Source organism: Haemophilus haemolyticus (assembly GCF_001008275.1).
Lineage (GTDB): Bacteria > Pseudomonadota > Gammaproteobacteria > Enterobacterales > Pasteurellaceae > Haemophilus > Haemophilus haemolyticus_P.
In genome coordinates this window covers 1-26499 of the sequence record NZ_LCTH01000002.1, presented here as the reverse complement: position 1 = coordinate 26499, position 26499 = coordinate 1, and the positions used below count along the sequence as shown (strand labels likewise).

Sequence of the window (26499 nt, the reverse complement as noted above, 5' to 3'; positions counted from 1 at the left end):
TTACAATCCTGTGAAGTAAAACACAAACGCCAACACTGAAATGCCGAAACCGACCACAGTTAAACGTCCTGTTAGCATAAAGCGGGTACGTGCCAATGTGTTTTCAAACACACATGCAGCGATAAATACCACGAGCAATTTCACAAAGAAAGAAACGATACCTAAAATGACCGCACTTACCGTGAACTCTTGTGCTGCACCGAATGGGAAAAGCACGCTCACAAAGATAGAGGCAACCACCATTGATTTTAAACTCAAACCGACTTTCAATAAGGCGAAAGAAGGGCCTGAATATTCAGTAAGTGGGCCTTCTTGAAGTTCTTGTTCTGCTTCAGCCAAGTCAAATGGAATTTTGCCCATTTCAATAAAGATCGCAAAAGCGGCGGCAACTAAGGCAATGACTGTTGCAACAGGATATTGCCAAGGTTGGCTAGAAAGTGCGGTGCTAATTACTGCAAAATTTGTAGAACCTGCTATTAAAGCGATCACAATGAATGCCAACATTAAGATTGGTTCAACAAGTACGCCTAATGTCACTTCACGGCTTGCACCTAAACTTGAGAAAGTACTGTTAGAATCCAAACCCGCAATTGAAAAGAAAAAGCGGAACAACGCAAACAAATAAATAACGGTGATTAAATCACTGCCTGCCCCAAACGGTGAGTGATGAGTAAACATGGGTAAACTCATCGCAACCACCATGACGGTGCTAATTAACACATAAGGCATAACACGAGATACCCAGCCCGCATTATCTGGACAAATATTTTGACGTGTCATTAATTTAGCAATGTCGCGATAATCTTGTAACAAGCCTGGGCCACGACGAGATTGAATACGAGCCCGAATCATCCGTGAAATGCCTGAAAAGAGCGGAGCCAAAGCAAGAAGAATTAACGCTTGCACAATGGCTAAAAAGAACATTCCAGCGGAAGTGGAAATTTCTGAAGGTAATGAAATCATAATTTCCTCCTACATCAACGCAATGGAAAGTAATAACACAACCAAGGCAATCACGAAGTACACGCAATAAACGCGGAAGTCGCCTTGTTGTAGCCATTGAATTTTACGACCTAACCATGGGATAAAATGCGCAATCGGCATTGTTACTTTTTCTTCCCAGAATGGTTCTGTTTTGGTCGCACCTGAAATTAATGCATTGATACCTTTTTCACCAGCAGGCGCAGGATCAAGCACTTGACGCAAGGTATAAAGTGGTTTGAAGATAATACGAAGCGGACGAGTAAAACTACCCGCAGAGGCTGCCATATCCATTTCGTAAGCATAACCACAAGCCCAAGGATTGCCTTTGGCACGATCTGACATACGATTGCCTTTGGTATAAGCGTAATACATAAACGGCAACACAAAGAATGCAATCAACATAATGCTCACCATTGGTGTAGAAAGCACAGTATTCGGTGTATTGCTTGCTACCACTACGCCATTTTCAGCTAAATTAAGCATTTCATTATGAGAAAGTGCGGTTGCAATATTGGCAATAATTGGGGTTACCACAGAAGCGCCCACGCCTAAAAGTACGCAGAATAATGCCAAGATTGCCATTGCAATCACCATTGGTTTTGGCACTTCGCGTGCATGTGCTGCTTTTTCGCTACGTGGTGCACCACCAAAGCTAATGCCATACACTTTCACGAAACAAAGTGCGGCAAGTGCACCTGTTAAGGCAAGCATAATAATTGCAACAGGGCCAGCGATACGTAATACCACATCATTGTGTTGGCTTAGGCTGAATAAAGATTGATAAGTAAACCATTCACTCACAAAACCGTTAAACGGTGGTAACGCAGAAATTGCCATAGTACCTATCAAGAAACAGAAAGCAGTAAATGGCATTAATTTGCCAAGTCCGCCCATTAAATCCATATCTTTTGAATGTAAACGGTACATCACAGAACCAGCACCCAAGAACAATAAGCCTTTGAATACCGCATGGTTAAGTAAGTGATATAAACCGCCAAGTAAACCGACAATAGCAAGTACAGGATTATGGATTGCCATACCAATCATACCGACACCCACACCCATCATAATAATGCCGATGTTTTCTACGGTGTGATACGCCAAAAGTTTTTTGATGTCATGTTCAGCTAAAGCATAAAGTACGCCAAGCACAGAAGAGACTGCGCCAAAAGCAAGCACAATCACACCAAACCACATATTGTGTGCGCCAAGTAGATCAATACCGACTTTGATAATCCCGAAAATACCGATTTTAACCATCACACCAGACATCATTGCAGAAGCATGAGAAGGTGCAGCTGGGTGAGCTTTTGGTAACCAGCTATGTAACGGAATCATCCCTGCTTTTGCGCCGAAACCAAGAAATGCCAAAATAAATACCGTAAAGGCTAAAGGCATTGAAAGCTCAGTGTGGCGGAAGGCTTCAAATTCAAAGCTACCTGCGTAGCAATAGAAAATAAAGAAAGCGATCATAATCAACACAGAACCAGCGTGAGCAATGAAGAAATACAATAAGCCCGCATTAGTTGCGTTATCATCTTGTTCGGTTAGTACTAAGAAGTAAGATGCCAAAGACATCATTTCAAAGAACACTAAAAAGTAGAAAGCGTTATCGCTGGTGACTAAAGCAACCATTGAGGCGATAAACAAATTCATAAAGAAGCCCATCGTGCCAGCGCCTTTGCCAATGTATTCTTTCACATAGGAAAAGGAATAAAGTGCGGTGATAATAACCATTAAAGAAATGACACACACCATAAACGCAGCTAATCCGTCAATGCGGATTGAAAATTGGGCGAAGTCGAAAGGGGTTGAAAACACATCAACGACCGTATCGTTGCTGATAAGCACGGGAATGCAGGCAACAATGCCTAACAAGCCACCAAGTACACCGGTCACGCCGGATATATTGATTGAAAGTTGTTCATTTTTTCGCATAGCGAGAGAAATAAACGCACCAACGACATAAATCAACAAGGACGTGATGAGTAAACTGATTGAAGAACTCATAATTTCACTCCATTGATTAACGAGTAAACAAACAATAAACTTTTATCTTGGCACGACAGGTGAACCCATCATTGCCATTTCGCGTTTTTTGCGATTTGCTTGTTCGATACTCTCATCACTAATTAAGAATAAAGTTTTTGTTGGGCAAGTTTGCATACAAGCAGGACCTTCTTCACGGAAATAGCAAAGGTCGCATTTCACCGCAATGGCTTTTACACCTGGTTCCCATGCAAGCATATTATGAACATCGGTATTATTCGGTGCAGTGCGAATATCACGTTTTACCGCATCAGTGAAAGAGAAACTGTCGTAGTGGTTTGGTGCGTCTAATGGCGCGCTACCATGTTGAGTAATCGCCCCGAATGGACAAGCAATGGCGCAAAGTTTACAGCCAATGCATAAACTTTCATTAAGTTGAATGGTGTCATTATCATGCTTTATCGCGTGTACAGGACATACTGTAGCACAAGGTGAATCATCACAATGACGACATAAGATCGGCACAGTAATATCGTCGTTGCGCATTACTTGTAACCGCGGAAAGGATTGTAATCCAAAAGCTTTGTGTACTTCGCTGCAAGCAGCCATACAGGTATTGCATCCAATGCAATCTTTCGGATCACCTATAACAAAACGGTTCATATTTTCCCCCAAATTATAATAGATAGAAACAGAAAGTAAGTGGAGGGCATTACACCCAAACGTCCAATAACCACTCTGAAAATAAGGATACTCCTTCAGAGTTACCCAGACTAGAGTAAAACGATTGTTTTATTGACTGAGATCATAAATTTTTTTGTTTTTATCGAAGGGAAAATTTGGTATTGAGATTGACTCTCAATTCAATTTGTTAATATTGTAAGTAATTGAAACTATTAAACTAATTATTGAAAAACAATTGCTAATGCAATGTTAAAATCCTGTTGGTATTTTCTCATTTAACACAAAAGTGCGGTAGGTTTTTCGCAAGTTTTGGAGACTGCTTTGAAGTGGATTTTCATTATAAAAATCCTCTTTTCTAAATGGGAATAAACAGAATAGGCATAAAAAAGACCGCAAAGTGCGGTCAATTTTTTTAAAATTCTTTTGAAATTAAACTTTCTGCTAATTGCAAATCAAGTGTGGAATCAATATCAATGGAACGATAAGTTGGCATTAAATAAAAACGCATTGGCGCAATAAAAAAGCGTTTTTCTTCAAAGAGACTTTCGATGTCATTAATATAAATTGCGCCATTTGCACGATAAGATTTCGGTAATTTTTGGCGAGGGGCTTCAAAATCCGTTAATTCGTGAATAGGCTGAACTTCGGTGCCTTCTAAAGTGAAGGATTTATAAGGATGGTGCTCACATTCACAAGCGGAAACCACGGATTTATATTTGCCACCAAGGAAAATTTCCATTGCATTACGAATATCTAAAGCATTGCGTAATGGGCTGGTTGGCTGCAAAAGTGCGGCGGTGCCTTGTGAAATATTGAGTGTTTCTAAGCAATGCAAAATCGCATCAATGGTGCGTGTATCACTTTGTGCCAAACTTTCAGGGCGTGCCACGGCTTTTGCGCCGTATTTTGTGGCTTCTTTTAAAATATTTTCACCGTCTGATGTCACCACAATTTGATCAAACATGCCCGATTCTTGCGCCGCTAAAATCGCTCGCCCGACCAAAGAAACGCCACCCACAAGCTGTAAATTTTTGTCTTTAATTCCTTTAGAACCTGCTCTAGCAGGAATAATTGCAATTCTTGTCATTATTTTCACCCTCTGTGATAAAAGTGCTGACTATTCTAGAATCTTTCCCTTGTTTTAGCAAAAACTAATCTTTAATATGGCAGCACATTTTGTTTAAAAAAGAGGAAATAAAATGACTCAACTTACTCGTGAACAAGTTCTTGAACTCTTCCATCAGCGCAGCTCAACACGTTATTACGACCCAACAAAAAAAATCAGTGATGAAGATTTTGAATGTATTTTAGAGTGCGGTCGATTATCGCCGAGTTCTGTAGGCTCTGAGCCTTGGAAATTTTTAGTGATTCAAAATAAAACCCTGCGCGAAAAAATGAAACCTTTTAGCTGGGGAATGATGAATCAGCTTGATCATTGCAGTCACCTTGTGGTGATTTTAGCGAAGAAAAATGCCCGTTATGACAGCCCATTTTTTGTGGATGTGATGGCACGCAAAGGCTTGAACGCAGAGCAACAACAAGCCGCCCTCGCAAAATACAAAGCCCTGCAAGAAGAAGATATGAAATTGCTGGAAAGCGACCGCACTTTATTTGATTGGTGCAGTAAACAAACTTATATCGCCCTTGCCAATATGCTTACTGGCGCTGCCGCCCTTGGCATCGATTCTTGCCCTATCGAAGGTTTTCATTACGATAAAATGAACGAATGCCTCGCCGAAGAAGGATTATTCGATCCTCAAGAATATGCGGTTTCTGTCGCCGCAACCTTTGGCTACCGCTCACGCGATATTGCGAAAAAATCCCGTAAAGGGCTGGATGAAGTGGTGAGATGGGTGAAGTAAATAAAAATTGCCCTAGCAAAACTAGGGCATTTTTTAATCTCTTAAAATCGCTTCAACAATGTCTTGAACTTCAAATAAAACATAATCTGGTACAGATTCAACTTTTTTCGCGTCTCTACCTCGAAAATCAATTATTCTGGCTTGATATGCAACAACGACACCTTGTGTCTTACAGCCTGTTCCACTTAGCGTTACCGCAAAACCATTTTCTCTGGCAAGCGCCGCATTTCCTTGTGTAATCGGTGCTATCATCATAAATCCCAAATTATGAAATTTATTATCGCTTAATACTAATGCAGGACGCTTCTCACCCTGCAATTCATTTCCTACAACGGGATTTAAGCAAACCGTGATAATATCGCCTCTTTTAAATTGTTGTTTAGCCATCAAATTTCCTGCCCTGTCGGCTCAAGTAAATCCCATTCTTGAATGACGGGTAATTGTTTTGATGAGGTCATTGCAAGGCGTTCATCTAAGGTTAATCTTTTTCTTTTTTTCAGTTTATTAGGAACAACAATCACTTTAATTGTAGTGTCGCTGATTTTTTCTAGTTCCAAAAAATCCCCCATATCTAAATTCATAGAATCGGTAAAGTCCTTAGGCAAACGAATCGCTTTACTATTTCCCCACTGTTTTACTTGTAATCTCATATTCATCGTTATATAGCTGACAAAAGTTTATTTTTAATAAAAAATAAGTCAAAAATCAGCCTCTCCTTATACTAATTAACTATTGGCAATAATGTATCACTTAATGATACTCTGCTAGTGTAGCTTTATATTTGTTTATGTCAAATAAAAGGATCATTTCATCGTATTCAAGGTAAATTAGATGAAAATAAATTTTAAGGGCTGCAAATGCAGCCCTATCTTTTTTTCGATTATTTCACTTCTTTAAATAAAATCTCACTTGGGATTACGGAACCTTGCCAGTAAAGTTCTGTGGAGACTTTTTCTGCAAGTTGTAGGAATGCTTGTGAAATTTCATTTTCAGGCACTCGCACAACAGTTGGGTTGCCCGCATCTAAATCTTCACGGATACGAATGTGTAAAGGAAGTTGAGCTAATACTTTTACATTGTATTTTTCAGCCATTTTCTCTGCACCGCCTGTACCAAAAATCGCTTCGTGGTGACCGCACTCGCTACAAATATGCATTGACATATTTTCCACAATACCCAACACTGGTACGGAGACTCGCTCAAACATTGCAATACCTTTCACCGCATCAAGCAAAGCAATATCTTGCGGGGTTGTCACTACCACGGCGCCAGTCACAGGGATTTGTTGTGATAAGGTAAGTTGAATATCGCCGGTGCCCGGTGGCATATCGATAACAAGATAATCTAAACTATCCCATAGGGTTTCATTTAATAATTGGCTTAATGCGCTACTCGCCATTGGGCCGCGCCAAATTGTTGCGCTATCTTCATTCATCAAAAAGCCAATGGAATTTGCAGATAAACCATGTGCTTTAATTGGAGTGATGTGTTGATTATCTGGCGAAGTTGGACGTTGATCCGCTGCGCCTAACATATGAGGAATAGATGGGCCATAAATATCCGCATCTAAAATCCCGACACGTGCGCCTTGTGCTTGTAATGCTAAAGCGAGATTAACAGAAACCGATGATTTCCCTACACCGCCTTTGCCAGAACTCACCGCAATAATATTTTTCACACCTTTTACGGCGGGTTGATTATTCGCACGTTTGAGTGTGGCGATTTGATAAGTCACCGCCCATTTAATTGCTTTGCAATCTGTTGCTTTCAATAACGCATCTGAAACCGCTTGTTTTAACTGTTCTGCACCCGAATTCCACGCAAAAGGTAATTTCAATTCAATGCGTAAAGTATCACCGCCCTTTTCCACTTTTTTCAAAGTATTAAGCGCAATCAAATCCTTTTGCAGAGTTGGATGCTGAAATTGTTGAATAATCTGCTGAACTTGATTTTGCTGCTCAGCAGTCAAATTATCAGAAAAGTAGGTTGCCATAATAACTTCCTGTTTAGTAGAGTAAATTTGTCGGGCATATTTAATCACGGAAAGTGCAGTATGTTAAGTTAAAGTTTTTCAAACTAGAAAAAAAGCCCTGTATCGGGTAAGATGTCCACAGTTTTTATATGCTAAAAAAGAGAATAATAAATGACAACTCAACCCCGTAAAATTTTAGTCACTTGCGCCTTGCCTTATGCCAATGGGGCAATTCATTTAGGCCATATGTTAGAACATATCCAAGCGGATATTTGGGTGCGTTTTCAACGTATGCGTGGCAATAAAATCCATTTTGTCTGTGCAGACGATGCGCATGGCACACCGATTATGCTGAATGCTGATAAATTTGGCATTACACCTGAAGAATTAATTGCTAAAGCAAAAGCCGATCACGTTCGTGATTTTGCAGGTTTTAATATTAGTTTTGATAACTATCATTCCACTCACAGCGAAGAAAACAAACAACTCACTGCAGAAATTTACAATAAACTCAAAGCCAATGGATTTATTAAGAGTAAAGTTATTTCTCAGTTATTCGACCCTGAAAAAAATATGTTCTTGCCTGATCGTTTTGTGAAAGGCACTTGCCCGAAATGTAAAGCAGAAGATCAATATGGAGATAACTGCGAAGTGTGTGCTTCAACTTATAGCCCAATGGATTTAATTAATCCTCGTTCAGCTGTTTCTGGCGCAACACCTGTTGTAAAAGAATCTGAACACTTTTTCTTTGACTTACCTGCATTTGAAGGTATGTTAAAAGAATGGACACGTTCTGGCTCACTTCAATCTGAAATTGCGAACAAAATGCAAGAATGGTTTGAGAGTGGTTTACAACAATGGGATATTTCACGCGATGCGCCTTATTTCGGTTTTGAAATTCCAGGCGCAAAAGATAAATTCTTCTATGTTTGGTTAGATGCGCCAATCGGCTATATGGCTTCATTCAAAAATCTATGCAATCGTGAAGGCATTGATTTCAATGAATTTTGGGCGGAAGGCAGTAATGCGGAGCTTTATCATTTCATCGGTAAAGATATCGTTTATTTCCACAGTCTATTCTGGCCGGCAATGCTTGAAGGCAGTGGCTATCGTAAACCGACTAATGTGTTCACTCACGGTTATGTCACGGTGGATGGGGCGAAGATGTCAAAATCTCGCGGGACTTTCATTCAAGCCAGCACTTATTTGAATCATATCGATCCTGAATGTTTGCGCTATTACTATGCGGCAAAATTAAATGATCGCATTGAAGATTTAGACTTTAACCTTGAAGATTTCGTACAACGTGTAAACACGGATATTGTAAACAAATTAGTGAATTTGGCTTCACGCAATGCAGGCTTTATTGCGAAACGCTTTGAAGGCAAACTTGCAAATAAACTGGAAGATGAAACATTATTTGCAGAATTTACCGCTCAAGCCGAGCAAATCGCCGCTTATTACGAAAGCCGTGAATACAATAAAGCCATTCGTGAAATTATGGCATTAACAGATAAAGCCAATAAATACATTGATGAAAAAGCCCCTTGGGTGATTGCAAAAGAAGAAGGCAAAGAGGCAGAATTGCAAGCCGTATGTTCAATGGGTATTGAGCTTTTCCGCGTGTTGATGTCTTACTTAAAACCTGTTCTTCCAAAACTGGCAGAACGTGCAGAAGCCTTCTTACAAGCTGAATTACGTTGGGATAATATTCATCAACCATTGCTTGGCCATACTCTTGCACCATTCAAAGCCTTATTCTCTCGTTTAGAGAAAAAACAAATTGATGCCGTTGTAGAAGAAACCAAAGCCTTATTTGCCGCAGCCAATAAAGCCGCCGAAAAAACTGAAGCAAAACCAACCGCACTTTCTGCTGTTGAACCTATTGCGGAAACCATCACTATTGATGATTTCGCTAAACTTGATATGCGTGTAGCAAAAGTATTGAAATGCGAAGCTGTGCCAGAATCTAATAAACTTTTACGTTTTGAATTAGATCTTGGCGATCATACTCGTCAAGTCTTCTCTGGCATTAAAGCGGCTTACAATAAACCTAAAGAATTAGAAGGTCGTTTTGTGATTATGGTGGCAAACCTTGCGCCACGTAAAATGAAATTCGGCGTATCTGAGGGAATGATTCTATCCGCAGGCACTGGCGGTAGTGATTTATTCTTGTTGTCTGCCGATAGCGGTGTCACTGCAGGCATGCAAGTAAAATAATCAATTCAATCTAAATGAGGGCAACATTACGTTGCCCTTTTATTTTCTTGTTGAAAATAGGCGACTTATAACCTACTATAACACTCAACTATTTATCTGTTTGGAGAATATTATGAAAAACGAATTAATTTGCTATAAACAAATGCCAGTGTGGACAAAAGACAAATTGCCACAAATGTTCCAAGAAAAGCACAATACAAAAGTCGGTACTTGGGGGAAATTAACCGTATTAAAAGGTAAGCTCAAATTTTATGAGCTAACAGAAAATGGCGATGTCATTGCCGAGCATATTTTTACACCAGAAAGCGACATTCCTTTTGTTGAACCTCAAGCATGGCATCGTGTTGAAGCACTTTCAGATGATTTAGAATGTACGCTAGGTTTCTATTGCAAAAAAGAAGATTATTTCAGTAAAAAATACAACATGACTGCCACTCACGGCGATGTAGTGGATGCAGCAAAAATTATCTCGCCTTGTAAAGTATTAGATTTAGGTTGCGGACAAGGGCGTAATTCACTTTATTTAAGTTTATTAGGCTATGATGTGACCTCTTGGGATCACAATGAAAACAGCATTGCCTTTTTAAATGAAACCAAAGAGAAAGAAAATCTTAATATTTCTACCGCACTTTACGACATTAACTCTGCCAACATTCAAGAAAACTACGATTTTATTGTTTCAACAGTGGTGTTTATGTTCTTAAATCGTGAACGTGTGCCGTCAATCATTAAAAATATGCAAGAACACACCAATGTTGGCGGGTATAACTTAATCGTTGCCGCTATGTCCACAGATGATGTGCCTTGCCCACTTCCGTTCTCTTTCACCTTTGCTGAAAATGAATTAAAAGAATATTACAAAGATTGGGAATTCTTAGAATATAACGAAAATATGGGCGAATTACACAAAACCGATGAAAACGGCAATCGCATTAAAATGAAATTTGCCACAATGTTAGCGAGAAAGAAATAACCCGCTAATTAAAAAAATCACCGCACTTTGTCCTCACCCAATATTAGAAAATATCTTTGGCCTTACGAAGTGCGGTAAATTCTTCAAGTGTTTTTGCTTGTAAAAACGGATTAATTTCTCGCTCTAGTTTTAAGGTTGTCGGCAAACTAGGTTTATTTTCAGACCGTTGTTTTTCAACAAAAATACGTTGTTTTTCTACCGCACTTTTATCCATCAGCACTGTTTCTGCAAACGCTAAATTCCCCAAGGTGTATTCGTGAGCAGGGCAAACAATCGTCTCATCAGGCAATGTGTTCAAACGCTGTAAACCTTCAAACATCTGTGCGTAATTACCCGTGAAAACACGCCCGCAACCAGCTGAAAATAACGCATCACCACAAAATAAATGGTTATCCACTAAAAAACTAACGTGCTGTTTAGTGTGTCCACCAGTCGGAATGACATCAATTTGATAATGTGCGGTAAGGATCTTCCCTTTGTTCACTATTTGAGTTGCGCCTTTTTTCTCACATTCTTGCGACCCATAAATCGGCACCGTTGGATAACGTTTTTTAAATGCCGACACACCTTGTGTATGATCATCATGTTCGTGAGTAAGCAACACAGCTTCAACCGTTGCGTTTTGCTTATCTAGCCATGTAAACAGCTTGTCCGTCTCAGGCAAATCGACAATAATAAGAGGCAGATTTTCTCGTTGATAAAGCCAAATGTAGTTATCATTCAGCGCAGGCAAAGCAAATAACATAATCGTCCTTTTCATTTGTGATGGAGGAATAAAATGATTGTAAACTGGAATGCCAAAGCGACCAAGCCTTTCATTCAGCCTGAAAGTTGGCAAAATTTGCCAAAGGGGGATGATTATTGCCAAGCCTTACGCCAAACGTTAATGCCTTGGATGCCCAAAATTTTAGGTCATCAGGTTTTGAAAATCGGTGGGTTAAGTGGCGAAGTTACAACGAATTTGCCTATGCACCACCAGATTATTCTGAGCGAAAAAATCACGCCAAATCTTGCCGCACTTTGCCATGCTAAAAATAGCTTGGTTCAAACAAGCCTCACCGAATTGCCGTTCATTCAAAAAGAAATCCATGCCGTATTCTTAATGAATACGCTTAATTTTGCGCAAGATCCTCATCAAATTCTGCGTGAATCTCATCGCATACTAGCTGACGATGGCTGGATTTTTATTGCTTTATTTAATCCATTAAGTCCGCTGATTTTCAAAAGAAAAATGGGAAATTATCCGTTGCGTCACTACCCTGCTTGGCGAGTCATGGATTGGCTTTCGTTGCTCAATTTTGAAGTGATTGAAAAATGCCCTATCGCAACCAAGAATAAACGCGCAACAATCTTTTCGCCACTCACGTTAATCATTGCGCAAAAACGTATCTATCCACTAACTCTTAACCCAGAAAAAGTGCGGTCAAAAATACCGGTATTTTTAGAGCCGGTAAATGCATTCAATCTTGAAAGTTAGGCACGTTCCACATTCCACCAAATCAACGCCCATTTTTTCTGTCCGTGAGAAATAGGTTCATTGTTGGCTTGTTTACGATCGTAAAAGGCTTTTAAACCCTGTTTTTCTTTTTCGGAAAGTTCGCCTAAAGAAAATTCCACCGAGGCTAATAAATCCTCGTAGCTTTCACCTTGAAAATAACCCGATTCGGTTTCAATAAAATTCAAATTTGCCTGAATGCCTTTTTGATACAACCGATTGAGTAAATAAATATAAGTCGGGAAACCAATATCTTCACGGCCAATCGCCTCAAATACGCCCTCATCTAAGAAATGACGTTGTGTGACAGAAGTCAAAAACACACGTTTTTTCGCTTTGGCACAGAGTTTTTCGATCATATCCTCCAAATCGTCCACCAAGGTTGAACGAGATGCCAACACCACATCAGCTTGCGGCACATCATCCCAATTATCCGCCCAAGATTTATGAAATGTCGTGAGATGATGCAAACCAAATTTCAGCTTGAATTGAGCCAAGCAATCTAACATTCCATTACTATAATCTAAGGCATATACGGTTGAGCCTTGTTGTGCGAGAGGCACAGCAAAAGTACCGGGGCCACAGCCAATATCCAACACGGTTTCATCGGCTTGCACATTCATAGCTTGCAATAATTGCTGATTATATGCAGAAGGTTTGCCAACCAAATTTTCTGCCATTTTCACGGCTTTTTTATCCCATTTTGTCGGAGGTAAGTTGTAATGATTACAAGCGATTAAGTGTTGTTGATAAAGTTTAGCAAAATTGATGTCGTAAATAGTCATAGTGATTTTTCAATGTGGTTATTCAAATGTTGATGTAAAAGTTCTGGAGAAGTGCGGTTAAAATGGTAAGCGTTTTTTCATTTTAACTTTTTAAAAACGAGACATTGCAACCAATTCTACAGTATCGATATATTAATTCAAATATAACGTAGTAAAATGAGTTAAAAGAATTCTATAATATTAGGTGTTCTATATTTTCCTATGGTTATTTTGTAGAAAAGGACAATTCAATGAAATTTGAAGTAATTTATAAATTTTTCTTAGTGTGGGGATTAGCCTAAAGTTTGCTTTTTGTTGTTGCAAGTGGCATTTCAATGTGGTTAGGCTTTCCTTTTACTCAAGCCCTAGATATTCATCTTTTCTTTGCTGGATTTACCGTATTTGGTTTGTTACTGCATTTTTATAGCCGTAAGAAGAAATGGGTAAAAATCAACACGCAATTTGCCGATCTCATCACGCATAATCGTATGCCGTCTTACTGCAATTTAGATCGCTTGATGATGACTTTCGAACATTTTTCTATTCAACAAATCGCTGAGCAGCTCAATCTTTCGCTCCCCATGTTACTAGGTGAATTATCACAAGCTCAAATAAACATAACTGATTCCCACCGCACTTTACGCGAAAACTTTCCTCTTAACGATGAGAAAATTTTCGCCACCATTACGATTGCCTTGAAAATGCGGTTCAATCCAACATTACTTTAACGCCAATCAAATATACATTAAAAGTTCGGTAGAAAACCCCGAAGTGTTTCGGGGTTTATTTTTGCCGAAAAAATCTTGCCCAGCCATTAAAACTCCCCTATTATTCACCGCACTTTTTTCGCGTTTAGGAACAAAAAATGACAGAACAAACGTTTATCCCTGGCAAAGATGCCACATTAGAAGATAGCATTGCAAAATTTCAGCAAAAATTGACCGCACTTGGTTTTAATATTGAAGAAGCCTCTTGGCTTAATCCTGTGCCAAATGTATGGTCTGTGCATATTCGCGATAAAGACTGCCCTCAGTGTTTTTCTAATGGTAAAGGGGCAAGCAAAAAAGCGGCGTTAGCTTCTGCCCTTGGCGAATATTTTGAGCGTCTTTCCACTAATTATTTCTTTGCTGATTTCTATTTAGGGCAAGAGATTGCAAACAGCGATTTCGTGCATTATCCCAATGAAAAATGGTTCCCGATTGAAGAAGATGCTTTACTGCCTAATGGCATTTTAGATGATTATTTATTGGATTATTTTGATCCTAATGCCGAACTTACGCCTGAATTATTAGTCGATTTACAGTCTGGCAATTATGATCGCGGGATCGTGGCGATGCCTTATGTTCGTCAATCGGATGAACAAACCGTTTACATCCCACAAAGTATTATTGCTAACCTTTATGTCTCAAATGGCATGTCTGCGGGCAATACAAAATTTGAGGCACGCGTGCAAGGCTTGTCAGAGGTATTTGAGCGTTATGTGAAAAACAAAATTATCGCTGAAGCGATCAGCTTGCCGGAAATTCCAAAATCTGTAATGGATCGCTATCCATCTATTCAGGCCTCCATTGCAAAATTAGAGGAAGAAGGATTCCCAATTTATGCTTTTGATGCTTCACTTGGCGGAAAATATCCTGTTATTTGCGTAGTGTTATTAAATCCTAATAACGGCACTTGCTTTGCCTCTTTCGGTGCACATCCAAATTTCCAAGTGGCATTAGAACGTACGGTGACTGAACTTTTACAAGGCCGTAGCTTGAAAGATTTGGATGTCTTCTCACCGCCATCTTTCAATAACGATGATGTGGCTGAACACGCTAATTTAGAAACCCACTTTATTGATTCAAGCGGTTTAATTTCTTGGGATTTATTTAAACAAACACCAGATTATGAATTTACTGATTGGGATTTCAGCGGTACAACGCAGGAAGAATACAATAATTTAATGGCGATTTTCCGTGCGGATGAAAAAGAAGTTTACGTAATGGATTACAACCATTTAGATGTATATGCGTGCCGTATTATTGTACCAGGCATGTCTGATATTTATCCTGCAGACGATTTAATTTACGCCAACAACAATATGGGAATGGATTGGCGCGAAATTTTACTGGATTTACCAAACTGGCATCACGATGCGGAAACCTATCAAGAGTTATTAGAAGAATTAGATGGCCAAGATATTGACGATGCAACTCGCGTACGTGAATTTATCGGTATCGTTGCCCCTAAAAATAGCGGCTGGACAACTTTACGCGTCGGTGAATTAAAATCAATGCTCCACCTTGCATTAGGTGAATTAGAACAAGCATTAGATTGGGCAAACTGGACGCTGAATATGAACAGCTCCGTATTCACCACAGAACGTGTGAATTATTACCGTGCATTAATTTCCATCATTGAATTACATTTAGATCAAAATCGCGACCCAGCACAATATCGTGCAGTGTTTGAGAAAATGTATGGTAAAGATGCAGTTAAACAAGCTTGGGCAGCTGTCTCTGAAGGTGGTAATCCGTTCTACAATCTTCCAGCAAGTGATGAAAATTTGGAAAACTTTAAGGAACATCAAGCGTTGCTAGAGGCTTATGGGAAGTTGCAGAAAGCAAAGCGAACACATCAAAAATAAATTAGGCTTATATCGTACTTTCAATTCTTGAAAGTACGACCTACTTTTCTTTGCTTCGCCAAAGAAAAGTAGGCAAAAGAAAAACGTCCCTGCTTTTCCTTATTTCCTTTGTTTCATACAATTTGCTTAACGGAAATTTTCTGAACTCGCCGCAAACGGCTCAAACAGACGAAAATTTCCTACAAATTCTATGAAACAAAGGAGAAAAAGAAGGGAACCCATTTAATTCTACCTACAAATAAAATGACCTATAAAAACCGCCCTAAAACCAACCGCACTTTTAAATGATCCTCCGATAAACTCGGGACCCATATAAATCGCCTTTGCGACTTTCAATTTTTAAGCAATTTTCATCTGTCTGAGCAACGTAGTTGCGAGTTTAGAAAATTGCCGTAAAGAAAATTGAAACAAAGCAAAGATCAGCGATTTAACTGGGGGTACTTTTCTTTGCTTACTTTCTTTTGTACAAGCAAAAGAAAGTAAGTCGCCATTAGGCGAAATCCTAATGTAAAAAAACATACCTTTATGCTATAATCCGCCACAATTTTTGATCAAAAAAGGAATACCAATGACGGATTCAATCCAATCATCTATCACCCCTGTCAATATCGAAGAAGAACTCAAATCTTCCTACCTTGACTACGCGATGTCGGTTATCGTTGGGCGTGCATTACCTGACGTTCGAGATGGTTTAAAACCTGTTCACCGCCGCGTACTATTCTCAATGGATCGCGAAGGCAATACCGCCAATAAAAAATATGTAAAATCAGCGCGTGTTGTGGGTGATGTAATCGGTAAATATCACCCGCATGGTGACTCAGCCGTGTACGATACAATCGTTCGTATGGCGCAACCATTCTCACTTCGCTATATGTTGGTTGATGGGCAAGGTAACTTCGGTTCAATTGATGGTGATGCGCCAGCTGCAATGCGTTATACCGAAGTGCGTATGCAAAAAATTACGCAAGCATTGCTTACGGATTTGGATAAAGAAACCGTCAATTTCTCGCCAAACTATGATGGCGAATTAATGATTCCAGATGTATTGCCAACTCGTATTCCAGCACTTTTAGCAAATGGTTCTTCTGGTATTGCGGTAGGGATGGCAACTAACATTCCTCCTCACAACTTAAACGAAGTATTAAATGGCTGCTTGGCGTATATCGACAACAATGAAATTACCATTGATGAATTAATGCAACATATTCCAGGACCAGACTTCCCAACCGCTGCATTAATTAATGGTCGTAAAGGGATTGAAGAAGCCTATCGCACTGGTCGTGGTAAAGTGTATGTTCGTGCTCGTGCAACAGTAGAAACCAACGAAAAAGGACGCGAGCAAATCATCGTGTCTGAATTGCCATACCAAGTAAATAAAGCAAAATTAGTCGAGAAAATCGCTGAATTAATTCGTGAGAAAAAAATCGAAGGCATCAGCAATATTACTGACCTTTCAAACAAAGAAGGGATTCGTATTGAAATTGATATTAAACGTGATGCAGTAGGGGAAGTGGTATTAAACCATCTTTACTCGCTTACTCAAATGCAAGTGACCTTTGGTATCAATATGGTGGCATTGGATCACGGTCAGCCACGTTTATTTAATCTTAAAGAAATCATTGAAGCCTTTGTTTTACACCGCCGTGAAGTGGTGACACGTCGTTCTATCTTTGAACTTCGCAAAGCGCGTGAACGTACGCACATTTTGGAAGGTTTAGCGGTTGCTCGTTCTAATATCGATGAAATGATTGCGATCATTCGCAACTCTAAAAACCGTGAGGAAGCGGCAACAGCAATCAGCTCACGTTCTTGGACGTTACATAGCGATATTATTAATCTTCTTGATGTTTCTGCTCGTCCTGATGATTTAGAAGAAAATCTTGGTATTCAAGGCGAACAATATTACTTATCGCCAGCGCAAGTAAACGCAATTCTAGAACTTCGTTTACACCGTTTAACTGGCATTGCCTTTGAAGAAGTTGTAAAAGAATATGAAGAATTATTAGTTAAAATTGCGGATCTTCTTCATATTTTAAGTAGCGCAGAACGTTTAATGGAAGTGATTCGTGAAGAATTGGAAGAAGTGAAAGCACAATTCGGTGATGATCGTTTAACTGAAATTACTGCAGCTTCTGGCGATATTGATTTAGAAGATTTAATCGCACAAGAAGATGTGGTTGTGACACTTTCTCACGAAGGTTATGTGAAATACCAACCATTAACTGACTATGAAGCACAACGCCGTGGTGGTAAAGGTAAATCTGCAACGAAGATGAAAGAAGAAGATTTCATCGAAAAATTACTGGTGGCAAATACTCACGATACGATCCTCTGCTTCTCTAGCCGTGGCCGTTTATATTGGTTGAAAGTATATCAACTTCCTCAAGTAAGCCGTGGCGCACGCGGTCGTCCAATTGTGAATATTCTTCCATTACAAGAAAACGAGCGTATTACTGCAATCTTGCCAGTTTCTGCTTACGAAGAAGATAAATTCGTAGTCATGGCAACTGCTGGCGGTATTGTGAAGAAAATCGCCTTAACCGAATTTAGTCGTCCACGTTCAAATGGTATCATCGCATTGAATTTACGTGACGAAGATGAATTAATCGGCGTGGATATTACTGATGGCAGCAACGAAATTATGTTGTTCTCATCACAAGGTCGCGTGGTACGTTTTGCAGAAAATGCTGTGCGTGCAATGGGGCGTTTAGCAACTGGGGTTCGTGGTATCAAACTGTCTTTAACAAATGATATTTCTGACGATGAAAGTGCGGTCGAAATTGAAGATATTTCTGATGACAACGCTGAAGCATCATTAGACTTAAATATCGATAAAGTGGTTTCTCTCGTTGTACCAAAAGGTGAAGGTGCAATTTTAACCGCAACGCAAAACGGCTACGGAAAACGCACACAATTAAGTGAATACCCAACTAAATCACGTAATACAAAAGGTGTGATTTCAATTAAAGTGAGTGAACGCAATGGTAAAGTCGTTGCCGCAACTCAAGTAGAAGAAACAGACCAAATTATGTTGATCACTGATGCAGGAACACTTGTTCGCACACGCGTAAGCGAGGTAAGCATCGTAGGCCGTAATACTCAAGGTGTTCGTTTAATTCGTACTGCAGATGATGAACATGTAGTAAGTTTAGAGCGTGTTTGTGATGCAGATGAAGAAGATTCTTTGGAAGAAAGCGGTTCTGAAGAATAACCTATTATAAAATAGCAATCCGCACGTAAAACGTGCGGTTTTTATGTAAAATCTTTAAGAGCATGTAGATATAGTCTAACATTACATGCTCCTCTACTATCTCCACATTTTTATAGCGAGGATTTTTTCTGTTCATCGCTTAAGCTATTTACCTCCATACGTATAGTTTTTATAGTCAGACTTTCGTCTGGCTACAAGAAAAAACCGATTTTCAATCACTGAAAATCGGTTTAAAGAAGAACAATTTTATTGAACGATTTCGCCAACAATACTGCGAGTTGTTTCTTTCACTTCCGTAAGTTTCACTTTCACTATATCGCCTATTTTATAAATACGCTCACCTTTAATATAAAGGGCAATCTCATCGGAATTCACCTGCATTTCTTCTTTATTATTATGTAAAGTTGAAGCAGGTATAAACATTGAGGCGCCATTTTCTAATAATTGCACACGTAAGCCACCGCGCATCACATCTTGCACTTCCGCATCAAAGTCAGCATTTTCTGCGACTTTATCAGCAAGATAGCGACAATATAACCAATCTGCGATATCACGCTCAACCAAGCGATTTTGACGACGAGCCTCTTGTAAACGGGCCAGCACTTCATCTTGTGGCTTATTACAAGCTTGTTGTATCAATACTGCTTTAATTAAACGATGGTTCACCATATCAGAATATTTACGAATTGGTGATGTCCATGTAGCATACCCTTCTAAACCAAGACCAAAGTGCGGTGCTAATTCCGATTTAAATTCGGCGAAAGTTAAATAACGACGTAAACGGAATTCTAAATAGTCACCTTCAATTGGTTCAATATCATGGCGCATTTGACAATAACCGTTTAATGTTGCCAAATTTTCTACCGAATAACGCTCAGCAAGTTCAGCTTGATTTTGTTCATTGGCTAAATTTGCCATTAAGAAATTGTGCGCATTCTCTAAGAATTTTTTATCAAAACCGCTATGCGTATTGAAAATACCAGTCTGTGCATGCTCTGCTAAAAATTGCGCGGCACAAATGTTAGCAATAATCATCGATTCTTCGACAATTTGATTGGCTATACGACGATATTCAGCTTTGATTTCTGCCACTTTGCCATTTTCAGCGAGCACAAAAGAATAATCCGGTTTTTCTTTAAATAACAAAGAATGAGTCTTACGCCATTGAATACGTGCTTTGGTAAATTGATGTAACCAATCAATTTGCTGTGCAATTTCTGAAGTTTCGGGCTGCGATGCGTTATCTGCCAGTTCTAAATAATCCGACACTTTGTTGTAAGCCAATTTCGCTTTAGATTGAACATAAGCCGAAACAAAATGCGGTTTAGCTGTGATATTGCCTTCAAGATCCGTTTCGATATAACAAACAAGGGCTGGACGCGTTTCATTTGCGATTAACGAACATAATTCATCAGATAATTCGCGTGGCAACATAGGAATGTTAAAGCCCGGCAAATAATTGGTGAAACAACGCTGTTTCGCATCTTTTTCAATTTGAGAATCTAACGATATATAAGCAGTTGGATCGGCAATCGCAACAACTAATTTCCAACCTGTTTGTTCACCATTTTGTTCGATAGGCTCAATATATAAGGCATCGTCCATATCCATTGTGCTTTCTGAGTCAATCGTCACAAAATGAAGTGCAGTCAGATCTTCACGGGTTTGTTGATCTAACATTTCATAACTTTCAGCGCCTTGCACAGGATAACGAGATTGCTCATGACGTGCCAATGTTACCCACCAAGGGGCAAATTCATCGTCAGCGCGGCAAATAAATTGATTAATAGTGGCATAGAAAAAACGATCATCACGTAATGGGTGCGTTTTTAAATTCGCGACGACCCAATCGCCTTCTTGTAATTCTTCTTTAACTGATTTAGCTTGTTGTGCGCCAATGGGTTGGTTGATACTTGGATGATCCACCAAAACTTGCAATTTCTTGTCTTTATTGAACCGCACTTTTGCAATGAAACGTGTCAACATTGGCTCAATTAAGGATTCCGGCTCGGCTTGTTCTTTATCGCCTTGCTTTTCAATGGTGGCTTTGATTTTGTCACCGTGCATCACCTTTTTCATTGAAGGCGGCGCGATGAAATAGGTTTTCTTATCGCACTCTAAAAAACCATAGGCTTTATCTGTGCTTTTTACCACGCCTTCTACATGCTCTTTGCTGTCGTGGATTTGTTGCTTAAGTTGTGCGAGTAATGGATTATCTTGGAACATAGTTATATTTTAAAAAAGAGAAAAGGCAGACTGAAAAGCCTGCCTAAAAAGAATGTAAGAAAAATTATTCTTCGCCTAATTCGCCCATTGCGGTGATGCTGAAACCTGCATCTACGTGAACGATTTCACCGGTAATACCCGATGCTAAATCAGAGCATAAAAATGCCGCTGAGTTACCCACATCTTCGATAGTCACAGTGCGACGTAATGCAGCGGTTTTCTCAAAGGTAGAAAGCATTTTCTTGAAGTTTTTAATGCCTGATGCTGCTAAAGTACGGATTGGACCAGCAGAGATCGCATTCACACGAATACCGTCTTTACCTAAATCAGCAGCCATCACGCGAGTTGCAGCTTCAAGAGACGCTTTCGCTAAACACATGACGTTGTAGTTAGGAATTGCGCGTTCTGCACCTAAGTAAGATAACGTTAATAATGCAGCATTTGGATTTAAGTAAGGGCGGGCTGCTTGTGCCATAGCAACGAAACTGAATGCACTGATGTCGTGAGCGATACGGTAGCCTTCACGAGTCGCTGCGTTTACGTAATCACCATCTAATTGATCGCCTGGTGCGAATGCGATAGCGTGTACGAAACCATCAAATTTTTCCCAACATTTGCTTAATTCTGCAAAGCAGTTTTGGATGCTTTCATCGGTTGCCACATCTAAAGGAAGCACGATATCAGAACCAAATTCTTTGGCAAATTCTTCTACGCGCGGTTGTAATTTATTGTTTAAATAAGTGAAAGCTAGTTCTGCACCTTGTTCTTTCATTGATTTTGCGATCCCATAAGCGATAGAACGATTGCTTGCAAGACCGGTTACTAAAATGCGTTTACCTGTTAAGAAACCCATAATTTTTCCTATATTGTTAGCGTAAAAAACTTGCGTAGTATAAGCGAAAATTTGTCTTTGTACAAAGCAGACCAATTTTTCTAAAAAAACCAACCGCACTTTATTTACAAATTCGTTTGAGCAAAAACCTAAAATCAGCGAAAATAGCCCACATTTTTAATTGAATGAAGAAGAAACAATGAGTTATCCATTAGAAGAAGTTAATAAACGTCGCACTTTTGCGATTATTTCCCACCCCGATGCAGGTAAAACAACCATCACCGAAAAAGTACTTTTATACGGAAATGCGATTCAAACAGCAGGTTCAGTAAAAGGCAAAGGCTCGACTGCGCATGCCAAATCTGACTGGATGGAAATGGAAAAACAACGTGGGATTTCGATTACCACTTCCGTAATGCAATTTCCTTATAATGATTGCCTTGTGAACTTACTTGATACCCCAGGGCACGAAGATTTCTCTGAAGATACTTACCGCACTTTAACTGCTGTGGATAGCTGCTTAATGGTTATCGACTCCGCAAAAGGGGTTGAAGAACGTACAATTAAACTAATGGAAGTAACTCGCTTACGTGATACGCCAATCATCACCTTCATGAACAAACTTGACCGCGATATTCGTGATCCGATGGAATTGTTAGATGAAGTTGAAAATATTCTGAAAATTCGTTGTGCACCAATTACATGGCCTATTGGTTGCGGAAAATTATTTAAAGGCGTTTATCATATTGCTAAAGATGAAACCTATCTTTATCAATCCGGTCAAGGCTCAACCATTCAAGAAGTTCGCATTGTGAAAGGTTTAAATAGCCCCAAATTAGATGCCGCTGTTGGCGACGATTTAGCACAACAACTTCGCGATGAATTGGAATTAGTGCAAGGCGCAAGTAACGAATTTGAACATGATGCCTTTATTAAAGGTGAACTTACACCAGTATTTTTCGGGACAGCATTAGGTAACTTTGGTGTGGATCATTTCCTTGATGGTTTAACACAATGGGCGCCAAAACCACAATCTCGTCAAGCTGATACAAGAACAGTCGAAAGTTCAGAAGAAAAATTCAGTGGTTTCGTATTTAAAATTCAAGCTAATATGGATCCAAAACACCGCGACAGAGTTGCCTTTATGCGTGTTGTTTCAGGCAAATATGAAAAAGGCATGAAACTAAAACATGTTCGAATTGGCAAAGATGTGGTGATTTCTGATGCCTTAACCTTTATGGCGGGCGACCGCTCTCACGCAGAGGAAGCGTATGCGGGCGATATTATCGGCTTGCATAACCACGGTACGATCCAAATTGGCGATACCTTTACGCAAGGCGAAACTTTAAAATTTACCGGTATTCCAAACTTTGCGCCTGAGCTATTCCGCCGTATTCGCTTAAGAGATCCGCTCAAACAAAAGCAATTACTTAAAGGTTTAGTACAACTTTCAGAAGAAGGGGCTGTTCAGGTATTTCGCCCATTAATGAACAACGATTTAATTGTAGGTGCGGTGGGTGTCTTGCAGTTTGATGTGGTGGTTTCTCGTCTAAAAACTGAATATAACGTAGAAGCGATTTATGAAAATGTGAACGTTGCAACCGCACGCTGGGTGGAATGTGCCGATGCGAAAAAATTCGAAGAATTTAAGCGCAAAAATGAGCAAAATTTAGCTTTAGATGGTGGAGATAACTTAACCTATATTGCACCAACAATGGTAAATCTGAATTTAGCTCAAGAACGTTATCCTGATGTCGTTTTTTACAAAACTCGTGAACATTAAAACGACAAAGTGCGGTGAAATATCACCGCACTTTTCCAGAAAAAAAGCGTTGAAATTTAATTCAACGCTTTTCTTTTATTTATAGAGTTTTTCTTGTCTTAATCGCCAAAGTTGATAAACATTCACAACAACTAAAAATGCATTTAATAATGCTACAGGATAAGCGGCGATAATTACGCTATAGATGACAAATAAAATTGCACCAATGCTGTTCACTATGCGTAGATGTACGATAGATTTAAACAAAAATGATACTGCAACAAAAAAGGTTGCGATATAACCCAATAATTCAACTAAATTCAATTCCATAATTCTGTTCTCTTCGATTAAAAATAAAAACGGGCGCCATGATAAAAGATTTTTAAAATAAGGAAAAGATCAGAAAAAAAAGCAACCGATTGCAAGATAAAATTATTTTACCTTACAAAGAATAAAGGTATTTTTATCATCATGAGCAAATAAAAAGCCGGGACGAGTGCGCACATCTAAAATCTTGGGAAGCTTATCCAATTTGGGGGAATTAGATAACATTAGCTCGCTCAACCCGCACTTTGTCACCGGCTAAATTCTTTTAGCAATCTAGATGATCGTACTATGAACAATAAAAGAATTTAATAAAACGAGGTTCTATCTTTTTTAATAACTAGAATTCCAATTTCTACCATTCTAGAAATTAGATTGATTATAAACTATGAAGTAACTTTAGATTCAAGAGAATTCTAGAGAAATGAAAGTTATGATTTTATTCTAAATAAAGACAACTTGAACTAAAAGCATATAGAAAAGCGTGCCAATGGCAATAGATAGGAACATATTTTTCTTCCAAAAATGCAGACCTAGCACCACTATGCCAGCAAGAAAATCAGGGATACCATGATAACCAGTTAAAACATCAATATTCTTATAGCAATAAACTACAAGCATACCAAACATAGCTGGAGGTAAAACTTTCCCAAGATAGCGAATATATTGTGGAATCGGACGATTAGCTGGGAATATAAAAAATGGCAATAAGCGCGTAAATTGTACAGTAAGCACACAAATTCCAATAGTCATAATCTGTTCTGCAAGTGTCATTTTAGCGACTCCAATTTTGTGTCTAATTTAGGCCCACGCATAGTTAGAATTAACCAGATACCAATTAATGTTGGAATTAAGAAATATTCTTTTCCTACAATCAGTAAAAAAGCCAATGCAATCCCTAAACCTAAAAGAGAGCTTTCATGAGATTTTTCCTTTATCCAATTTTCTGCAAAAATGACTAAGAAAAGAGCGCTCATCGAGAATTCCACACCTTTTAAATCAAAAGGTAAAACAGAGCCAAATAAGTTACCCATTGCTGCGCCAACCACCCAATAAATATGCAAATATAAGCTGACAAAAAACATATACCAACCTTTATCTAAGTGCGGTGGAATTTTGGCCATATAATTTAAAGAAAAAGATTCATCTACAAGAGTAGTAATTAAATACCAACGTTTATGACCAATATATACCCCATATTTTTCTAACATTGATATGCCATAGAAAATCTGGCGAGTACTGATCATCAAGGTAATTAATAACACACTGATTGGAGAAAAAGGCGCGATAAGTGCTCCAGCAGCAATAAACTCAACAGAACCAGCATAAATAAGTAAAGCCATCAAAGTAGGATATAAAAATCCGAAACCTAGTGCCTTCATATAAATACCGTATGCCACACCAAGAAATAAAAATCCTGCAATCATTGGCGCACTATAAGGAAAAGCAGCTTTAGCCGCTGCACTAATCGGATGGGGCTGCTGATTTTGTTGAGAAAAATTCATTTATTACTTCTATAAATCTAAAACAGATAGCCCAGGTAAAGTTGAAAAACTTTGAGCCTTTACGGTTTGATAAAAATCTTCTAAATAAGAAAGGGATTCATCTTCTTTGCGAATTGCTGCATATAAGTTGCTATATAAACCTTCCTTTGTGACTTTTCTTGCCACGACATAGCCCTTTTCCAAATAAGGCAACGCAGCCCAATAAGGGATAGTCGCAATGCCACGACGACTTGCCACTAATTGAATCATAGCAATAGTCAATTCTGTTGTGCGGCGAGTAGGATTAATTCCTTTTGGTTTAAGCACTTTACGCAATAGATCTAACATATCATCAGGAACCGGGTAAGTTACCCAGGTTTCATCTGCAAAATCTTCCGCATCCCAAATTTCTTTTTCTGCTAAAGGGTGATCTTTTGAGCAAATCCCAACCATTTCATAAGAAAAGAGCGGTTTAAAAATTACATCATCATTATGCTCTACTTCTGATACTATCGCCCAATCTGCTCGGTGAGAAAGCAATAAACCAACAGGATCCGTATGAAAACCAGATACAATATCCAACTCAACTAGCCCCCAATGCCGGCGAAATTCGTCCATAGCAGGCATTAACCAATCAAAACAAGTATGACATTCCACAGCTATTCTCAGCTGACCCGCATCACCATGTTTAACGCGTGCAAGATCACGTTCAGCATCAACAACTTTTGGCATTACCTCATTAGCAAGACGAATTAAACGCTCTCCTGCCGAAGTAAAACGAAGTGGATTACTTTTACGTTCAAACAAAGGCAAACCAAACTGTTCTTCTATTAATTTAATTTGGTGAGAAAGAGCAGATTGCGTTAGATATACTCGTTTTGCTGCTAAAGAAACGCTCCCTGTCTCTTTTAAGGCTAATAAAGTTTTAAGATGTCTAAATTCTAGAAAGGTTGGTTTCATTAAAAATATTCATATAAAATAGAAAATTAGATGATAGATATAATACCTTAAAATACGAAATATTCGAATTAATATTCTATAGAGAAAACAAAAACCCCAGTTATCCAACTGGGGTTCTTCTATTCTTA

The 26499-nt window shown here is 39.0% G+C and carries 23 protein-coding genes; 8 read left to right on the top strand and 15 right to left on the bottom strand.

The window, feature by feature from the left end:
• The 4 genes from AAX15_RS00120 to siaB all read right to left on the bottom strand — a co-directional run bounded on the left by AAX15_RS00120 (position 1) and on the right by siaB (position 4744).
• Positions 1 to 963: a respiratory chain complex I subunit 1 family protein gene (locus AAX15_RS00120; protein ID WP_046938551.1), complete on the bottom strand. Its 963-nt coding sequence runs from the start codon at positions 961 to 963 to the stop codon at positions 1 to 3.
• A gap of 9 nt (positions 964 to 972) precedes the next feature.
• Entirely contained in the window at positions 973 to 2994 is a 2022-nt protein-coding gene (hyfB, locus tag AAX15_RS00115; RefSeq protein WP_046938550.1) for a hydrogenase 4 subunit B, read from the bottom strand.
• 42 nt (positions 2995 to 3036) lie between these two features.
• Positions 3037 to 3636 carry a 4Fe-4S dicluster domain-containing protein gene (locus tag AAX15_RS00110; protein WP_046938549.1) on the bottom strand — a complete coding sequence of 200 codons (600 nt, stop codon included), beginning with the start codon at positions 3634 to 3636 and terminating at the stop codon, positions 3037 to 3039.
• Positions 3637 to 4069: 433 nt separating this feature from the next.
• Positions 4070 to 4744 (bottom strand): 5-acetyl neuraminic acid cytidyl-transferase, encoded by a 675-nt coding sequence (gene siaB, locus AAX15_RS00105; protein ID WP_005646563.1) that lies wholly within the window; start codon positions 4742 to 4744, stop codon positions 4070 to 4072.
• 112 nt (positions 4745 to 4856) lie between these two features.
• Here siaB and AAX15_RS00100 point away from each other — a divergent pair, with 112 nt between their 5' ends.
• Positions 4857 to 5519: an NAD(P)H-dependent oxidoreductase gene (locus AAX15_RS00100; protein ID WP_046938548.1), complete on the top strand. Its 663-nt coding sequence runs from the start codon at positions 4857 to 4859 to the stop codon at positions 5517 to 5519.
• A 33-nt stretch (positions 5520 to 5552) separates the two neighbouring features.
• Here the strand turns inward: AAX15_RS00100 and AAX15_RS00095 are convergent, their stop codons facing one another.
• The 3 genes from AAX15_RS00095 to apbC all read right to left on the bottom strand — a co-directional run bounded on the left by AAX15_RS00095 (position 5553) and on the right by apbC (position 7512).
• Positions 5553 to 5906: a type II toxin-antitoxin system PemK/MazF family toxin gene (locus AAX15_RS00095; RefSeq protein WP_006995906.1), complete on the bottom strand. Its 354-nt coding sequence runs from the start codon at positions 5904 to 5906 to the stop codon at positions 5553 to 5555.
• Positions 5906 to 6175, bottom strand: coding sequence for an AbrB/MazE/SpoVT family DNA-binding domain-containing protein (locus AAX15_RS00090; protein ID WP_046938547.1), 270 nt, complete (start codon positions 6173 to 6175; stop codon positions 5906 to 5908). Before AAX15_RS00090 ends, AAX15_RS00095 begins: the two co-directional genes overlap by 1 nt.
• Positions 6176 to 6399: 224 nt before the next feature.
• Entirely contained in the window at positions 6400 to 7512 is a 1113-nt protein-coding gene (apbC, locus tag AAX15_RS00085) for an iron-sulfur cluster carrier protein ApbC (protein WP_046938546.1), read from the bottom strand.
• A gap of 150 nt (positions 7513 to 7662) precedes the next feature.
• Between apbC and metG the strand changes: the two genes are divergently transcribed.
• Both metG and tehB read left to right on the top strand, forming a co-directional pair.
• Entirely contained in the window at positions 7663 to 9711 is a 2049-nt protein-coding gene (gene metG / locus AAX15_RS00080) for a methionine--tRNA ligase (RefSeq protein ID WP_046938545.1), read from the top strand.
• A gap of 112 nt (positions 9712 to 9823) precedes the next feature.
• Positions 9824 to 10684, top strand: a complete 861-nt coding sequence (gene tehB, locus AAX15_RS00075) for an SAM-dependent methyltransferase TehB (protein ID WP_046938544.1) — start codon at positions 9824 to 9826, stop codon at positions 10682 to 10684.
• 43 nt (positions 10685 to 10727) lie between these two features.
• On the opposite strand, the gene gloB is transcribed toward tehB, so the two are convergent.
• On the bottom strand, positions 10728 to 11429 hold the full coding sequence (gene gloB, locus AAX15_RS00070) for a hydroxyacylglutathione hydrolase (RefSeq protein WP_046938543.1): 702 nt from the start codon (positions 11427 to 11429) through the stop codon (positions 10728 to 10730).
• 33 nt (positions 11430 to 11462) lie between these two features.
• On the opposite strand from gloB, the gene AAX15_RS00065 reads away from it, so the two are divergent.
• Positions 11463 to 12161: a methyltransferase domain-containing protein gene (locus AAX15_RS00065; protein WP_046938542.1), complete on the top strand. Its 699-nt coding sequence runs from the start codon at positions 11463 to 11465 to the stop codon at positions 12159 to 12161.
• Here the strand turns inward: AAX15_RS00065 and AAX15_RS00060 are convergent.
• Positions 12158 to 12964 carry a methyltransferase domain-containing protein gene (locus tag AAX15_RS00060; RefSeq protein WP_046938541.1) on the bottom strand — a complete coding sequence of 269 codons (807 nt, stop codon included), beginning with the start codon at positions 12962 to 12964 and terminating at the stop codon, positions 12158 to 12160. The two genes, AAX15_RS00065 and AAX15_RS00060, sit on opposite strands and share 4 nt — an antisense overlap.
• 314 nt (positions 12965 to 13278) lie before the next feature.
• Between AAX15_RS00060 and AAX15_RS00055 the strand changes: the two genes are divergently transcribed.
• From AAX15_RS00055 to gyrA, 3 genes are all read left to right on the top strand, one after another.
• On the top strand, positions 13279 to 13671 hold the full coding sequence (locus AAX15_RS00055) for a hypothetical protein (RefSeq protein ID WP_046938540.1): 393 nt from the start codon (positions 13279 to 13281) through the stop codon (positions 13669 to 13671).
• 137 nt (positions 13672 to 13808) lie between these two features.
• Positions 13809 to 15572: a 30S ribosomal protein S12 methylthiotransferase accessory factor YcaO gene (gene ycaO / locus AAX15_RS00050; protein ID WP_046938539.1), complete on the top strand. Its 1764-nt coding sequence runs from the start codon at positions 13809 to 13811 to the stop codon at positions 15570 to 15572.
• Positions 15573 to 16140: 568 nt separating this feature from the next.
• Positions 16141 to 18783, top strand: a complete 2643-nt coding sequence (gene gyrA, locus AAX15_RS00045; RefSeq protein WP_046938538.1) for a DNA topoisomerase (ATP-hydrolyzing) subunit A — start codon at positions 16141 to 16143, stop codon at positions 18781 to 18783.
• Positions 18784 to 19029: 246 nt separating this feature from the next.
• Here the strand turns inward: gyrA and rnb are convergent, their stop codons facing one another.
• Positions 19030 to 21009 carry an exoribonuclease II gene (rnb, locus tag AAX15_RS00040; RefSeq protein WP_046938537.1) on the bottom strand — a complete coding sequence of 660 codons (1980 nt, stop codon included), beginning with the start codon at positions 21007 to 21009 and terminating at the stop codon, positions 19030 to 19032.
• Positions 21010 to 21073: 64 nt separating this feature from the next.
• Positions 21074 to 21862: an SDR family oxidoreductase gene (locus AAX15_RS00035; protein WP_046938536.1), complete on the bottom strand. Its 789-nt coding sequence runs from the start codon at positions 21860 to 21862 to the stop codon at positions 21074 to 21076.
• A gap of 178 nt (positions 21863 to 22040) precedes the next feature.
• Between AAX15_RS00035 and prfC the strand changes: the two genes are divergently transcribed.
• The gene (prfC, locus tag AAX15_RS00030) at positions 22041 to 23624 is read left to right on the top strand and encodes a peptide chain release factor 3 (protein WP_046938535.1); all 1584 of its coding nucleotides are present in this window, start codon (positions 22041 to 22043) and stop codon (positions 23622 to 23624) included.
• 75 nt (positions 23625 to 23699) lie between these two features.
• Here the strand turns inward: prfC and AAX15_RS00025 are convergent, their stop codons facing one another.
• The 4 genes from AAX15_RS00025 to AAX15_RS00010 form a co-directional block, all read right to left on the bottom strand.
• Entirely contained in the window at positions 23700 to 23933 is a 234-nt protein-coding gene (locus tag AAX15_RS00025) for a YgjV family protein (protein WP_046938534.1), read from the bottom strand.
• Positions 23934 to 24371: 438 nt separating this feature from the next.
• Positions 24372 to 24701 (bottom strand): branched-chain amino acid transporter permease, encoded by a 330-nt coding sequence (locus AAX15_RS00020; protein ID WP_046938533.1) that lies wholly within the window; start codon positions 24699 to 24701, stop codon positions 24372 to 24374.
• A complete protein-coding gene (azlC, locus tag AAX15_RS00015) occupies positions 24698 to 25432 on the bottom strand; it encodes an azaleucine resistance protein AzlC (protein WP_046938532.1) in 735 nt (244 codons plus the stop codon). Before azlC ends, AAX15_RS00020 begins: the two co-directional genes overlap by 4 nt.
• A 9-nt stretch (positions 25433 to 25441) precedes the next feature.
• Positions 25442 to 26371, bottom strand: a complete 930-nt coding sequence (locus AAX15_RS00010; protein ID WP_005635860.1) for a LysR family transcriptional regulator — start codon at positions 26369 to 26371, stop codon at positions 25442 to 25444.
• Between the last annotated feature and the right edge of the window lie 128 nt (positions 26372 to 26499).